We start from the raw sequence: 14,921 nt of genomic DNA, 5'->3' as shown, positions 1-14,921 counted from the left end.
AAGTGATCCAGAAACTCTTGGTCGCCAACCGCGGGGAGATCGCCCGCCGCGTGTTCCGCACCTGCCGCGACGCCGGGATCGGCACGGTCGCGGTGTTCTCCGACGCGGACGCCGACGCGCCGCACACCGCTGAGGCCGACATCGCGGTCCGATTGCCGGGCAACGCGCCGTCCGATACCTATCTGCGAGCCGAACTGCTGATCAAGGCGGCCGTCGAAACCGGCGCCGACGCGATCCACCCCGGCTACGGCTTCCTGTCGGAGAACGCCGGGTTCGCCCGCGCCGTGATCGACGCCGGGCTCACCTGGGTCGGCCCGCCGCCGGAAGCCATCGAGAGCATGGGCTCCAAGGTCGAGTCCAAGCGGATGATGGCCGACGCCGGTGTTCCGATCCTGTCCGAATTGGACCCGGCCGAGGTCACCGAAGCCGACCTTCCTTTGCTGGTCAAGGCGTCCGCCGGGGGTGGCGGACGCGGGATGCGCGTCGTGCGCTCGCTCGGCGAACTCGCCGAGGCCGTCGAAGGCGCGAGTGCGGAGGCCGCCTCGGCCTTCGGAGACGCGACCGTGTTCTGCGAGCGGTATCTGGAGACCGGACGCCACATCGAGGTCCAGGTGCTCGCCGACACCCACGGCACGGTGTGGGCGGTGGGGGAGCGGGAATGCTCGATCCAGCGCCGTCACCAGAAGGTCGTCGAGGAGGCGCCGTCGCCGTTCGTCGACGAGGCCATGCGGGAGGCCCTGTTCGACGCCGCGCGCAAGGCCGCGCAGGCGATCGATTACGTCGGCGCCGGCACCGTCGAGTTCCTCGCCGGACCGGACGGGCGGTTCTACTTCCTGGAGATGAACACCCGGCTCCAGGTCGAGCATCCGGTTACCGAAGCCACGACAGGACTCGACCTCGTGTCGCTGCAGCTGCGGATCGCGGAAGGCGAGCACCTCCCGATCGACGAGCCGGAGACGCGGGGCCACGCTATCGAGGTCCGGCTCTACGCCGAAGACCCAGCCGCGGGCTGGCAGCCGCAGAGCGGCACGCTGCACCGGTTCGAAATTCCCGCCACCCAGCGGGAATTCGAGGTGGGCCCGGGTGTCCGGCTCGATTCCGGCTTCGTCAGCGGCCAGACCGTCGGGGTGCACTACGACCCGATGCTCGCCAAGGTGATCGCCTTCGCCCCGGACCGCCGGAGTGCGGCGCGGGCGTTGGCCGGAGCGCTGGCCGGTGCGGAGATCCACGGAGTGGTGACGAACCGCGACCTGCTGGTGAACGTCCTGCGGCACGAGGCGTTCCTGGCCGGTGAAACCGACACGGCGTTCTTCGACCGGCACGGGCTCGACACGCTGGCGAAGCCACTGGCCACTGTGGACACCGTACGGATTTCCGCGCTGGCGGCCGCTTTGGCGGGTGCCGCGGTGAACCGCTCGGGAGCCCAGGTCCAGGGACGGCTGCCGAGCGGCTGGCGCAACGTCCGCTCCCAGGGACAGCGCAAACGCTTTCGTCAAGGCGAGGACGAGATCGAGGTCGTCTACACGCTCACCCGTGACGGCCTGCGTGCCGAGGGCTTCGAAGGCGTCGAACTCGTTTCGGCCGAAGGCGACGGTGTCGTCCTGGAGGTCGCCGGGGTGCGGCGGAAGTTCGCCGTCGCGAGGTACGACGGCGCCGTGTTCGTCGATTCGCCGGAAGGCACCGTGGAACTGACCGTGGTGCCGAGGTACGCGGATCCGGACGCGGCGCTCGCCGCCGGTTCGCTGGTGGCGCCGATGCCGGGCACCGTCGTCCGGCTCGCGGTCGAGGCCGGTGACACGGTCAAGACCGGTGATCCGTTGCTGTGGCTGGAAGCAATGAAGATGGAACACCGGATCGCGGCGCCCGCAGACGGCGTCGTGACGGAACTGCCGGTTGTCGTCGGGCAGCAGGTCGAAGTGGGCACGATCCTCGCGGTGGTAGGAGAGAACGAATGAACGCGATGAACTTCACCGAGCCCGAGGAGCGCGTCGCGCTGCGGGCCGCGGTCGCCGAACTCGGCAAGAAGTACGGGTACGAGTACTACGCCAAGCAGGCCCGCGCCGGGCTCAAGACCGAGGAACTGTGGGCCGAGGCCGGACGGCTCGGCTACCTCGGCGTGAATCTGCCCGAGGAGTACGGCGGCGGGGGAGCGGGGATCGCCGATCTCGCCGCGGTGCTGGAAGAACTCGCCGCGGCGGGCAGTCCTCTGCTGCTCATGGTCGTCTCGCCGGCGATCTGCGGCACGGTCATCTCGCGCTTCGGCACCGACGAGCAGAAGAAGCGCTGGCTGCCCGGGATCGCCGACGGCAGCAGGCGGATGGTCTTCGCGATCACCGAACCGGACGCCGGGTCGAACTCGCACAAGATCACCACCACCGCCAAACGCGACGGCGGCGACTGGGTCCTCAGTGGACGGAAGGTCTACATCTCCGGTGTCGACGAGGCGGACGCCGTCCTGGTCGTCGGCCGCACCGAGGATTCGAAGACCGGCAAGCTCAAGCCCGCGCTGTTCATCGTCCCGACCGACGCGCCCGGTTTCGAGTACAAGCAGATCGAGATGGACATCGTCTCGCCGGAGAAGCAGTTCGGCCTGTTCCTCGACGACGTCCACCTGCCCGCCGACGCGCTGGTCGGCGAGGAGGACGCGGCGATCGCGCAGCTGTTCGCCGGGCTCAACCCCGAACGCATCATGGGCGCGTCGTTCTCGCTCGGCATCGCGCGGTACGCGCTGTCCAAGGCCGTCGCCTACGCCAACGAGCGCAAGGTGTGGGGCGGCGCGCCGATCGGCAGTCACCAGGGGCTCGCGCATCCGCTGGCCGAGATCAAGATCGAGCTGGAACTGGCCAAGCTCATGACGCAGAAGGCGGCTTCGCTCTACGACTCCGGCGACGACTTCGGCGCGGGCGAGTCGGCGAACATGGCGAAGTACGCGGCCGCCGAGGTCGCCATCCGCGCCGTCGACCAGGCCGTGCAGACCCACGGCGGCAACGGTCTCGCCAGCGAATACGGGCTGGGCACGCTGGTCACGGCCGTCCGGCTGGGCCGCATCGCGCCGGTGAGCCGCGAGATGGTGCTCAACTTCGTCGGCCAGCACAGCCTCGGCCTGCCCCGGTCCTACTGAGAGGCGTTCCCATGAGCACGCTGCACGGCAAGACGATCATCATCTCCGGCGGCAGTCGCGGGATCGGCGAGGCCATCGCGATCCGCGCGGCCCGCGACGGGGCGAACATCGCCCTGCTGGCCAAGACCGCCGAGCCGCACCCGAAACTGCCGGGCACGGTCTACACCGCGGCCAAGGCGATCGAGGACGCGGGCGGGCAGGCGCTGCCGATCGTCGGCGACGTCCGCGACGACACCTCGGTCGAGGCCGCGATCGCGCGGACCGCGGAGCAGTTCGGCGGCATCGACATCGTGCTCAACAACGCGAGCGCGATCGATCTGACGCCGACGGAGTCGGTCAGCATGAAGCGCTACGACCTGATGCAGGACATCAACGCGCGCGGTTCGTTCCTGCTGTCGAAGCTCGCCATCCCGTATCTGAAGCTGGCGGAGAACGCCCACATCCTGACGCTGTCGCCGCCGATCAGCCTCGACGAGAAGTGGTTCCAGGCCGGGCATCTCGCGTACAGCATCGCGAAGTACTCGATGAGCCTGGTGACCGTCGGGCTCGCGGCGGAACTGCGGCCGTTCGGGATCGCGGCGAACTCGCTGTGGCCGCGGACGACGATCGACACCGCGGCGATCCGCAACGTCGTCGGCGCCGAACTGGCGGCGAAGTCGCGGACGCCGGAGATCATGGCGGACGCCGCGCACGCGATCCTCACCAAACCGAGCGCCGAGGCGACGGGGAATTTCTACCTCGACGACGAGGTGCTCGCCGCCGAGGGGGTCACGGACCTCTCGAAGTACCGCGTCGGCGGGTCCGAGGAAGACCTGCAGCTCGATTTCTGGGTCGAAAGTCGTACCCCAGAATCAGGGCCATGATCCGCGAACCGCAGCAGGAGCGCAGCCGCACGACCCGGCGGCGGCTGGTCGAGGCCGCCGTCGAGACGATCGGCGAGCTGGGCTGGAACGGGACCACGGTGGCGGTCATCGCCGAACGCGCCGGGGTCTCGCGTGGTGCCGCGCAGCACCACTTCCCGACCAGGGAGGACCTGGTCGCGGCCGCGGTCGAGCACGTCGGCGAGATCCAGATCGTGGAACTGCGCGCCCGCGCCGCGGAACTGCCGTCGGGGCGGTCGCGGATCGAACGGGCCGTCGACATGGTGCTCAACCTCTACAGCGGGCCGATGTTCCGTGCCGCGCTCCACCTGTGGGTCGCGGCGTCGACCGACGAAGGGCTGCGCGCGACCCTGGTGCCGCTGGAGGCGCGGGTCGGCCGGGAAGCACATCGGGTGACGGTCGAACTCTTCGGCGTCGACGAGTCCCACCAGGGCGTTCGTGAGCTGGTCCAGGCCACTCTCGATCTTGCCCGGGGCCTGGGGCTGGCGAATCTGCTGACCGACGACACGAGGCGCCGCAAGCAGATCGTCGCCCAGTGGGCCAGTGTCCTGGAGCCCACTTTGGCACTGGCGAAAAGCAAGAAGATCGAACGGAACGTAGAGATTCCCGGGAACGTCTGAGATCTTGTTAACACTGATGGAGCAGCGACCGATAACACGGTGTAAGTGCTGCTGATCAGGCAGCCGATCGAAAGAGGTGCGTTCCGGTGTCCGGTTCAGAGGTCGAGTTGTCCCATCGAGCCATGGCGATGCTGCGAGCAGTCGCGGCCCGCCGCGCCCAGATGTCGTGCAGCTGCGAGCCGGACCTCTTCATCGACGGGTTCGCCTGTTGTGACCAGATGACCGCGCACGCCCTCGCCCACGGTGGTTACATCCGCCCCGCCGAGTCCACCGGCCTCTCCGCCGTCACCGGTCGGGTGCCCGCCGAGCTGACCGAAGCGGGCGAGGCCGCGATCGCGGTCACCGCAGCTGCCTGACCTTTCGCCGCACGTCTGTCCGCTGTGGACGGGCAACCGTTTACAACCGGCTCCCGCGTTCCTAGGATCCACCCCGGGTTGAGGCCGTCGCGCTGAGCGACGGACCGGGGTTTGGAGGTGCCGATGGCACGCACGGCTCGCCGCGACAACGGTGGGGACGCCCTGAGCGAGTTGATGCGGGAAGCCGGTGCGGCACCCCGTCGCCGGGGACCGCGCGGGCCGAAGCACCGGGCGCCGGAGACCACCGGTCCCGGAAGCGGGAAGCTCCGGCGGATCTCCGCGCTTTCGGCGGGTGGTGTCGTCCTCGGCGGCCTGCTGGCCGTGCTGCTCACCCCGGCCGATTCGGCCGAGGTCATCCCGGGGATGCCACTCCCGCCGCCGTCGCTGACCATCGCGCCGCAGGCGGTCGAGGTCCCGGATGACGCGGTGCCGTCGCCCGCCCCGTCCGGGCCGTCAGGCGGTAGCGTCGCGCCCCCGCCGCCACTGACCGCGTCGATGAACGGCTCGGAGACCCCGTCTCCCACGCCGACACCGGTCCCGGCCCCCGAGGAACGGCGGGATCCGCGCGCCGGCCACCACGACAACGACTGGTACTACGACTGGTACTACGGCGGCTATCCCGGCGGTGGCCGCCATCCGGCTTGGGGCGGGTAGCGCCGTTCGAGTGATCGGCGGTATCGCTCACCGTCGAGCAAGAATTACGATTCTCCCCGGATTTCGTCCGTTCGTGTCTGGTGTGGAATTTCCTGTGCCCCGATTCTGATCGAGTACCTACGATGGTCCGCACTCTCCATTCCGGATCACAGCTAGGGGCTGAACAGGAAAAATGAGTGTGGACCGACATTCTCCCGCGGTGCAGCTCGCCCGGAGAATGCTGATCAATCGCGAGACGGGGAATCCGTCGCGCCGGCAGCCGGTGACGCTGCTGCTCGGACCGGTCGGTTCGGGAAAGACCACGGCACTGGAAGCGATCCGGCGTGACCTGGGCTGGGGCGTCGTGCACGCCGGATTCGATTTCGGGCAGGGTGGCCGCGCGGGCACGATCGACGTGCTCACAAAACTGGCCTACGGATTGTCCGGCAAATGGCGGAATCGGCCGAAACCGAAGTTTCTGCGTTTCACTCTTGCGCTGATCGCAGTTCAGGCGGAGCTTCCCGGACGGAATCGTGACGAAGATCTGGCACAACTGAAGGCGCTGATCGCCAGTTTCCAGGGAGTCATCTGGACACCGGCACTGGACAAAGCACTCGACACGCTGTCCGAAACGGCGAAGGTGACCGGTCTCGTCGAACCGCAGTACGCGGATTTGTTCCGCCAGACGTTCCCGCATCTGGTCCGGAACATCCGGCCGAGGCTCCGCAAGGCCCTGCATTCACTGGCCGACTTCCCGAACGCCGAGGGCAGGTCCCCGTTCGACGCGCTGCTCGAACTCAACCGGCTCGCGCACGGCAACGCCCGTGACGCGAAGGCTGTCACCGCGTGGCTGATGGCGGCGTTCCTCGGCGACGTCCGGGCGAACCATCCGCGGCTGGCCAGGCCGGAGGAAAAGAGCCCCTGCAGCTGTGACCTTTCGCGGCAGCGCAGGCACTGGCACAACTGGGTGGTGGCCCTCGACGACGTCGATCACGCCGGGGGGACCGAGTTCCTCGCCGACCTGATCTCGGCGCGGGAACGGTACGCCGTCCAGCATCCGAACGACCGCGAGGCCCACGACGCGCTGCTGGTCATCGCCACCAGCGGGCGGTGGCACGAAGACTGGGGGACCGCGTGGCTGGCTCCGTGGAAACCCGCCTCCGGCGCCCCGTCCGCCGTCCGGCCGATGGTGGACTGCGAAGAGGCCTCGTACGACGACTGGGCGGACGCGGCCAAAGGCGCGCTCGAATCGCCCTACTATCCGGTCCGGCTCTCGGCCCAGCCGATCGGGCGGATCGCGCGTGTCCTCGATTCCGGCGCGCTGACCCCGAAGGTGACGCTCGCGCACCGGGCGACCGGCGGGCTCCCGTCCGCGGTCGAGCAGCTCGCGGAGCGGTTGCGGGTGATCGACGTGCGGGAAGGCGACCGCGACCTGCTCACCACCGATCCCCGTGGTGAGCGGGATCCCTGCTACCGCAGGCTGGCCGAGCTCGGCTTGACCGAGCACCTCGACGACGTGAACCTCGACGACTTCGTGACCGCGGCCCCGTTCGCGACCGCGCCCTGGCTGATCCCGGACGCCGCGCAGAGCCGCATCGACCAGCCGCACGTCGGGCGGATCCTGACCGAGCTGCGCACCGCGTTGTGGGTGACGGCGAAGAACTCGGCGAGCATGACCGAGGACCAGGCGGCCCTGCATCCGTGGATCGCCGCGAACCTGGTGTCCGCGCTGGCCCGGCGCGGGGACGGGCCGACCTACGCCGAGCAGTTCACGGCCCTGCGCGACGACCCGGACACCGCGCAGGATCCGGTGCGCCTGGCCTACTGCAACCTCGCGCTCGGCGCCATCGGCGAGGTGGTCACCTTCTTCGAGAACGAGTTCAACCGGATCCCGCACGCGGAGTGGGTCGCGAAGCTCGAGCTGGTCCTGAACGCGCCGGACGATCTGCCGCCCGGACGGGATCACGCGGAGCTGTACGACGAACTGGTCAACCTCGACAGCGCGCGGAGTCCCGACGACAGGTCGAAGATCCGCAACAACGTCGCCCGGCTCATCGCGGCGGGCTGGCTGACCGCCAACCCGTTCGCGGTCCGCGGGCAGGCTCAGCACGAGGTGATCGCGAACGCTTTCGCCGCGCTGGCCACCACTTCGCATCGCCCCGACGTCGGCGCGCTCGTGTCGGCCAAAGAGCTCGCCCGTCGCGGCGAATTTCCCTGAACCCCGAACGGAACCCCGTCATGTCCTGGCTCGATTCGTTGAGAACCCGTATGTCCGCCCGTGAACGCACGGCGACGGACCCGCCGGTGCGGCCCCACGGGTGGGCGCGCCGTCATCGACTGTCGCTGATCGCGGTCGTGATCGTGCTGGTGGGCGTCACGGTGGCGGTGACGAGACCGTGGGAGTCCTGTGGTGCCGGGCTGCACGCGGTGGACGCGGACGAGAAGTCGACCGGCTCGTCGTACGTCTGCGTCGGGTTGAACCTCGACTCCGGTCCGCTGCGGGACGACGACCCGCTCGACCCGCTGGAGAAGCTCATCAAGGGGCGCAACGAGGCGGCGGGCGAGAACTTCAAGACCATCGTGGTGCTGGAGAACCTCGCTCCGGACCCGAAGGTCGACAGCCAGCCGTTCCCGTTCGTCCGGCGTGAGGTCCAGGGCGCGATCACCGCCGCCTGGCCGAAGAACGGGCCGCCGGGGATCAAGCTCCTGCTGGCCAACTACGGGAGCAACGCCGACCATTGGCGCGTCGTCGCCGAGGAGATCATCGCCGCGGCGCCCGCCCAGCGCATCGTGGCGGTCACCGATGTCGGCACCAGTTCGGAGAACAGCCGGGCACTGGTGGCCGAGCTGTCCCGGCACGGTATCGCCACGATCGGCGCGACCGTCACCGCGGACAACATGAACACCGATCCGCAAGGCGCGCGGATCGAGAACTTCTTCCGGGTGGGCCCGACCAACACCGACGAGGCCCGCGCGGCGGCCGGGTACATCGCAGCGCACGGTTTCCGCCGCGTGATGATGATCCAGGGCGTCAGCAAGGAGGACACCTACGCGACCACCCTCGCGGAGGCCTTCCAGAACACGTCGAAGGTCCCGGTCATCTTCACGAAGACCTACGACGTCAAGCCGCTCACCGACACCTCGCGTGAGGGGTATCTGCGGGGTCTGTTCAGCCGGTGGCACAACGACATCTGCGGTGCGAAACCCGACCTGATCTACTTCGCCGGCCGTGGGCTCGATCTCGGTGCCCTCGTGGCGGCCTTGGCCGGGGACGGCGCCTGTGAAGGGCTCGATTCGGTGACCGTGATGACCGGGGACGACGCGAGCACTCTCGCCGGGAAACCTTTGGAGCTGGACAAGGACATCAGTGTCCGGCTCCGCTACACGGCGCTCGCTTATCCCGACCAGTGGGATATGTTCACGTCGGATCCGGCGCACCCGACGTACAAGAAGAACTACGACAACTTCATCGCCGAATTCACCGGTACCCACGGTTTTCCCAAGGCGGAACTGTGGGACGGCGCCGCGATGATCGAACACGACGCCGTCGCCGCGGCGGTCGAGGCGGCGGTGCAGAACGTGTCGGCGGATCCGGTGTCGGTGCCCGACGTGTTGCGCAGCATCGACTGCAACTCGCCGGTGCCCGGCGCCACCGGGTTCGTCGCGTTCGACCAGGCGACGGGGAACCAGCTCGACAAGGCGCTGCCGATCCTGTCCATCGACCCGGACGGTTCGGTGCATCCGGTCGACCTCGTGTGGTCGAGAGGGCGCCCGCTGAACACCAAGCCGGACTGCGGAAACTGAGGCCGATGGTCAGCCGGTGTAACCCGCCACGATCTTCGTGTAGTCGTACTTGCCCTGCGCGATTCCCGCGCAGTTGTTGCAATCGCGGTTCACCGCCCAGAACGACAGCCGGGCGAGATGTTTGCTCGCCGCGTAGTCGCGGATCGCCCGGAAGTCGGCGACGCTGACGGTTTCGCCCGCCACGTCGGTCTTCCCGTTCATCGACGAGAGCCCGCTGCGCCGGTAGGCCGCGTCGTCGCTCAGGGCGAAGGTGGACTTCACGACGTTCTTCAGCCCGTCCACGGCACTGCGGGTCTTGCCCGCCATGTCACCGCCGCTGGAGAAGTCGAACGGCATGACCGACCACGCGTCGACGCCCGCGCCGAGCACCTTCGACTGGTTGATCAGCCGTTTGCCGGTTGCGTTGGGGCCGCCGACCTCGGTCGGGATGGTGATGACCACGCGCAGGCCGGGGTTCTTCTGCTTCGTGATCTTGATGGCGTTCAGGATCCGGTCCTGGACGGTGTAGTTCTCGAACTCGTCGGTGTTCTCGATGTCGAGGTCGATCGCCTTGAGCTTGTAGGCGTCGATGACCTTCTGGTACGCGCCGGCGAGTGCCGCGGGTGTGGTGCACTTCGTGCCGAGCTTCGTACCGGACCAGCCGCCGAACGACGGGATGACGTCGCCGCCCTTGGCCCGGATGTTGCTGATCATCGTGGCGTCGGAGCCGGTGAGCGAACGGCTGCCGTCCCACTTCGGGTTGCAGCCGCCGTCGGAGAGGATGAACGCGAGGGTGAAGGCCTTGACCCCGGTGGCGTTCATCGCGGCGATCGGGTCCGTCTGTCCCGACCACTGGTACAGATAAGGCGAGGCCAGCACCGCGTCCGGGGCCGCCGAAGCGACGGGGGCGAGGCCGACGGCCGTGGCGAGAGCGGCGCCGACGGTGGTGGCCAGTGTTGCCCAGCGTCGTAAGGATTTCATAGGTCCTCCAACTGGTAAGCGCGCAGCGATGCGCGCAGATGTGGAGCACCTCCGTCTTGACGCGGCGTATCAACCGGGAGGATGCGCTCTCTCACAGTGGACTAGACCATTGAGGACTGTCAATAATTCACCGGAATTCCCGCCGGGAACGACCGACCTTAGTAGGGGGGTCATGACCCGGAAAGCGGATCGACAGTTCCGCGATTACCGGCTAGTTTGCCGAAATGGTGGGGGACTCCCTGATGGCGACCGGAAGCCGCGGCCGAAGAGACCGGCTCGCCGCGCCGCGGCGAATACTGGGGACATGGAGCCTGTGGGACCTGCCGAGGCGGGGCCTGATCGGGTACCTGCTCCTGGTCGACGCGGCCGCTTTGGCCGCCACCACGTACCTCTTCGTGCTGCGGCCGCCCGCTCCGTCGTCGCTGCTCCCGTTTTCCGGTCTGCTGGCCGGAATGATCCTGAGTTCGGAGCTTTCGCGGCCCGTCGAGCGGTCCCGCGCCGACACCCGGCTCGGCGCCGGACTGGACGCGGCCTGGATCTTCGCGGGCGCGTTGTTGCTGCCACCCGCGCTGGCCGCCGTGCTCGTCGTCGCCTCGGCGGGATACCGCTGGTGCCGGATCCGGCGCGGAATCCCGCATCGTCAGGTGTTCGCGGCCTCCGCCACCATGCTTTCGGCGCTCGGTGCTTCGATCATCCCGGTGTTGCTGGGTGCGCCGCCGTTCACCGGCGGGACAAGGGATTTCGAAAGTTTCGCGCTGGTTTTCGCGACCGGCCTGGTGTTCCTGTCCGTCGATGCCGCTTTGGCCGCGCCCGCCGCCGAATTCGGGGCGGAACCGTCGGGATTCGCCTTCGACGCGGCGATGGTCGCGTTCGGATTGCTGCTCGCCTGGTCGGCGGTGGACTGGCCGTTCGTCACCGTGGTGCTCGCCGGTGCGCTCGTGGTACTGCACCGGGCGGGAACGATGCGCGCCCTGCGCGGCCACGCGGGCACGGACGCCGGCACCGGACTGCTCACCGCGTCGTCCTGGTTGGACGGTGCCCGCACCCAATTCGACCTGCTTCGCGGCCGCGGCGCCGATCTTTCGCTGCTGATGCTCGACCTCGACCACTTCGCCCGGCTCAACGACCGGCACGGCAGGCACGTCGGGGACGACGTCCTCCGCGCCGTGGCGGACACTTTGCGCGCGGAGGTCCGCGCGGCGGATCTGGTCGGCCGGTTCGGCGGCGAGGAATTCGTCGTCCTGCTGCCCGGGACGACCCGGTTCGACGCGCACGCGATCGCCGAACGGATCCGGCTGCGGATCGCGTCGACGTTCGTCTCACTGGGTGGGACGTTCGCGGGGGCGACCGTTTCGATCGGGGTCTCGTCGCATCCTGCCGACGGCGAGACGCTCGACAGGCTCATCGGCGCGGCGGATCAGGCGCTGCGCGCGGCGAAAACGGCCGGGCGGAACCGGACCGTCGTCTTCGAGACCGAGGATTCGCTCGACTAGGTCCCGGTCGGGACCCCGATGTCCTCGAACCACAGGTCCGGATGATCCTGGATGAATTCGGTCATCAGCGCGGTGCACGCCGGGTCGTCGAGCAGGGTGATCTCGACGCCGTTCTCCTCGAGCCAGCCGTGCCCGCCTTCGAACGTGGCGGCCTCGCCGATGATCACCCGGCCGATGCCGAACTGGCGCACCAGCCCGCTGCAGTACCAGCAGGGGGAGAGGGTGGTGACCATGATCGTGTCGCGGTAGTGCGGCCGCCTGCCCGCGTTCCGGAACGCGGAGGTCTCGGCGTGCATCGACGGGTCACCGTCCTGGACCCGGCGGTTGTGCCCGCGGCCGAGCAGGACACCGGCGGTGTCGAACAGCGCGGCGCCGATCGGGACCCCACCCTCGGCCTTGCCGAGTTCGGCTTCCTCGCGGGCGACGGACAGGAGCTGCGCGGGATCGATCACGGGACTCACCTTACGGACTCACGAGACTCGGCCCGCCACGCCACTGCCGCTCTGGCTCGCCCTCGCGGTACATGAAGGCCCCCTTCCTTGCGCCTATGTACAGGAAGGGGGCCTTCATGTACTCGGGAAAGGGGCCTTCACGGACCTGCGACCAACTCCAGCCACAACCAGCAGGTACCTAAGACCCTGCGGCTCTAACCCGAATCACCACTCACGACTCCAATGCGGACCGAACCTGTCCTCGATGTCTGCCACACTCCTCCTCATGAAGCGAGCGAACCGATGACCACGGGCACGTCGGCCCGGCTGCTGAGGCTGCTGTCGCTGCTGCAGGCGCGGCGGGACTGGCCGGGCGCCGACCTGGCCGACAGGCTGCGGGTGGACGTCCGCACGGTCCGGCGTGACGTCGAGCGGTTGCGGGAGCTGGGCTACCCGGTGCACGCCACGCCGGGAGTCGCGGGCGGCTACCGGCTCGGTGCGGGGGCCGCGCTGCCGCCGCTGCTGCTGGACGACGACGAGGCCGTCGCGGTCGCCGTCGGGCTCCGTACGGCCGCGAACGGGACGGTGTCGGGCATCGAGGAAACCTCGGTGCGCGCGCTCGCGAAACTGGAGCAGGTGCTGCCCGCCCGGCTGCGGCACCGGGTGACCGCGTTCAACACCGCGATGATCCCGCTCGGCGGCGTCGTGCCGGTCATCGACGCGGAGGCGCTGACGGTCATCGCGTCCGCGTGCCGGGACCATCAGCGGCTCCGGTTCGGCTACCGCAGTCACCACGGCGACGTCAGCGAGCGCCACATCGAGCCGCTGCGCCTGGTGCACACCGGCCGCCGGTGGTACCTGGTCGCGTTCGACCTCGACCGCGAGGACTGGCGGACCTTCCGCGTCGACCGTATCGACGGCGTCCCGGACACCAGTTTCCGTTTCACGCCGAGGGAACCACCCGCCGAGGACCTCGCCGCGTATGTCTCCCGCGGGATCACGTCGTCGCCGTATCCACACCAGATGGTGTTGCGGGTGCAGGCCTCGGCGGACGCGCTCGCCGAATACGTGTCTCCGACCGTCGGGACGATCGAGGCCATCGACGAGCACACCTGCCGGGTCAGGGTCGGATCCAACGACCTTTCCGTGATGCCTTACTACCTCGCCCATTGGGACGTCGACTTCGTGGTGGAGGAGGCGCCGGACGAGGTCAAGGAGCGGCTACGGCTGGTCGCCGACCGCTTCGCGCGGGCGGTCGACTGAGTCCGAAGTGGACTGTGCGGCTCGCTTGGCGCGTTTGGCCAGCAGGCCGATCGAACCGAGCGAAATCAGGGCCAGCACGATGATGTAGAGCGAAACCGACATCGACGTCCCAGTGGATTCCAGGAGCAGCACCATGATGAACGGTGCGAGTCCGCCGCCGACCACCGCGCTGATCTGGTAGCCGAGCGAGGCGCCGGTGTAGCGCATCTCGGCGGTGAACAGTTCCGCGAACAGCGCCGCCTGCGGGCCGTACATGATGCCGAGGAACAGCGACCCGACGAACGAGGCGACCACGAACAGCGGAAGGGAAGCCGTGTCGATCAGCAGGAACATCGGTATCGCCCAGAGCGCGACCCCCGCCGCGCCGAAGGTGTAGATCTTGAGCCTGCCGATGCGGTCGGACAGCTTCGCCGCCAACGGGATGATCGCCAGCTGCAGCGTGCTGATCAGCAGGGTCGCGACGAGCACGGTGGTCCGCGACATCCCCAGATGGCGGGTGGCGTAGTCGAGGACGCCGTTGAGCAGGATGTAGAAGGTGGCGGTGTTGACCATGAACGAGCCGCCCGCCAGCAGGACGGTGCCCTTGTGGTTGCGCATGACGTCGCGCAGCGGCGACTTGGCGCGGCCGCGTTCCTCGGCGGTGAGTTTCGCTTCGGCACGGCGGTATTCCGGGGTTTCGTCGATCTTGACGTGCATGTACCAGGCGAGCCCGAGCACGAGGATGCCGACCAGGAACGGGATCCGCCACGCCCAGGTGAGGAAGTCCGACGGCGGCGCGACCTGCGCGGCGATCAGGAACACCGTGTTCGCCAGCACCACGCCGATCGGGACGCCGAGCTGGACCAGGCTGCCGTAGAGACCGCGTTTGCCCGGCGGCGCGTACTCGGTGGCGAGCAGCATCGCGCCACCCCACTGCGCGCCGACCGCGACGCCTTGCACGAGCCTGAGCAGCACCAGAAGGATCGGCGCGGCGATGCCGATCGTGTCGTAGGTGGGGAGCAGGCCGATCAGCGTCGTCGCCGCTCCCATCAGCGCGATCGCCATTACCAGCACGGGTTTCCGGCCGCGTTTGTCGCCGATGCTGCCCGCGATGATCCCGCCGAGCGGCCGGGCGAGGAAGCCGACCGCGAAGGTCGCGAACGAGGCGAGGACACCGGCCGCGGCGTTGGTGGTGGGGAAGAAGGTCTTCCCGAAGACCAGGGCGGCGGCGATCCCGAAGACGAAGTAGTCGTACCACTCGACCGACGACGCGAGCGCCGCCGCGGTCGCGGCCCTCCTTCGCTGGGAGACGGTGATCGTCGGTTCGGCGGCGGTTTCCGGGGCGTTCGGAGCACTGTCGGCCATCTGGATGCCCTTCGC

The 14,921-nt window shown here is 68.7% G+C and carries 13 protein-coding genes; 10 read left to right on the top strand and 3 right to left on the bottom strand.

Going from position 1 to position 14,921, the window contains the following annotated elements:
• Positions 1 to 2: 2 nt before the first annotated feature.
• From ACLJRM_RS06530 to ACLJRM_RS06495, 8 genes are all read left to right on the top strand, one after another.
• On the top strand, positions 3 to 1,955 hold the full coding sequence (locus tag ACLJRM_RS06530) for a biotin carboxylase N-terminal domain-containing protein (RefSeq protein ID WP_410662566.1): 1,953 nt from the start codon (positions 3 to 5) through the stop codon (positions 1,953 to 1,955).
• On the top strand, positions 1,952 to 3,121 hold the full coding sequence (locus ACLJRM_RS06525; protein WP_101606843.1) for an acyl-CoA dehydrogenase family protein: 1,170 nt from the start codon (positions 1,952 to 1,954) through the stop codon (positions 3,119 to 3,121). Before ACLJRM_RS06530 ends, ACLJRM_RS06525 begins: the two co-directional genes overlap by 4 nt.
• A gap of 11 nt (positions 3,122 to 3,132) precedes the next feature.
• On the top strand, positions 3,133 to 3,984 hold the full coding sequence (locus ACLJRM_RS06520; RefSeq protein WP_410662565.1) for an SDR family oxidoreductase: 852 nt from the start codon (positions 3,133 to 3,135) through the stop codon (positions 3,982 to 3,984).
• Positions 3,981 to 4,622, top strand: coding sequence for a TetR/AcrR family transcriptional regulator (locus tag ACLJRM_RS06515; protein WP_101606845.1), 642 nt, complete (start codon positions 3,981 to 3,983; stop codon positions 4,620 to 4,622). The genes ACLJRM_RS06520 and ACLJRM_RS06515 overlap by 4 nt, the downstream gene beginning before the upstream one ends.
• 86 nt (positions 4,623 to 4,708) lie before the next feature.
• Complete coding sequence (locus tag ACLJRM_RS06510; protein ID WP_101606846.1) at positions 4,709 to 4,978, top strand: hypothetical protein; 270 nt, start codon at positions 4,709 to 4,711, stop codon at positions 4,976 to 4,978.
• Positions 4,979 to 5,101: 123 nt separating this feature from the next.
• Complete coding sequence (locus ACLJRM_RS06505) at positions 5,102 to 5,632, top strand: hypothetical protein (RefSeq protein ID WP_233224107.1); 531 nt, start codon at positions 5,102 to 5,104, stop codon at positions 5,630 to 5,632.
• A 172-nt stretch (positions 5,633 to 5,804) separates the two neighbouring features.
• Positions 5,805 to 7,829: a CobW-like GTP-binding protein gene (locus ACLJRM_RS06500; RefSeq protein ID WP_233224106.1), complete on the top strand. Its 2,025-nt coding sequence runs from the start codon at positions 5,805 to 5,807 to the stop codon at positions 7,827 to 7,829.
• Positions 7,830 to 7,849: 20 nt separating this feature from the next.
• Positions 7,850 to 9,415 (top strand): ABC transporter substrate-binding protein, encoded by a 1,566-nt coding sequence (locus tag ACLJRM_RS06495; RefSeq protein WP_233224103.1) that lies wholly within the window; start codon positions 7,850 to 7,852, stop codon positions 9,413 to 9,415.
• 9 nt (positions 9,416 to 9,424) lie between these two features.
• Here the strand turns inward: ACLJRM_RS06495 and ACLJRM_RS06490 are convergent, their stop codons facing one another.
• Positions 9,425 to 10,375, bottom strand: a complete 951-nt coding sequence (locus tag ACLJRM_RS06490; protein ID WP_101606848.1) for a chitinase — start codon at positions 10,373 to 10,375, stop codon at positions 9,425 to 9,427.
• A 224-nt stretch (positions 10,376 to 10,599) separates the two neighbouring features.
• Here ACLJRM_RS06490 and ACLJRM_RS06485 point away from each other — a divergent pair, with 224 nt between their 5' ends.
• Positions 10,600 to 11,868: a GGDEF domain-containing protein gene (locus ACLJRM_RS06485; protein ID WP_233224086.1), complete on the top strand. Its 1,269-nt coding sequence runs from the start codon at positions 10,600 to 10,602 to the stop codon at positions 11,866 to 11,868.
• Here the strand turns inward: ACLJRM_RS06485 and ACLJRM_RS06480 are convergent.
• Complete coding sequence (locus ACLJRM_RS06480) at positions 11,865 to 12,329, bottom strand: nucleoside deaminase (RefSeq protein ID WP_174720400.1); 465 nt, start codon at positions 12,327 to 12,329, stop codon at positions 11,865 to 11,867. The genes ACLJRM_RS06485 and ACLJRM_RS06480 overlap by 4 nt on opposite strands.
• Before the next feature lie 273 nt (positions 12,330 to 12,602).
• Between ACLJRM_RS06480 and ACLJRM_RS06475 the strand changes: the two genes are divergently transcribed.
• Positions 12,603 to 13,562, top strand: a complete 960-nt coding sequence (locus tag ACLJRM_RS06475) for a helix-turn-helix transcriptional regulator (protein ID WP_101606851.1) — start codon at positions 12,603 to 12,605, stop codon at positions 13,560 to 13,562.
• On the opposite strand, the gene ACLJRM_RS06470 is transcribed toward ACLJRM_RS06475, so the two are convergent.
• Positions 13,521 to 14,906, bottom strand: a complete 1,386-nt coding sequence (locus tag ACLJRM_RS06470) for an MFS transporter (protein WP_410662564.1) — start codon at positions 14,904 to 14,906, stop codon at positions 13,521 to 13,523. The genes ACLJRM_RS06475 and ACLJRM_RS06470 overlap by 42 nt on opposite strands.
• Positions 14,907 to 14,921: the final 15 nt, after the last annotated feature.

This window comes from Amycolatopsis sp. lyj-84, assembly GCF_046549075.1.
GTDB lineage: Bacteria > Actinomycetota > Actinomycetes > Mycobacteriales > Pseudonocardiaceae > Amycolatopsis.
This window is presented reverse-complemented; position numbering and strand designations above follow the sequence as displayed.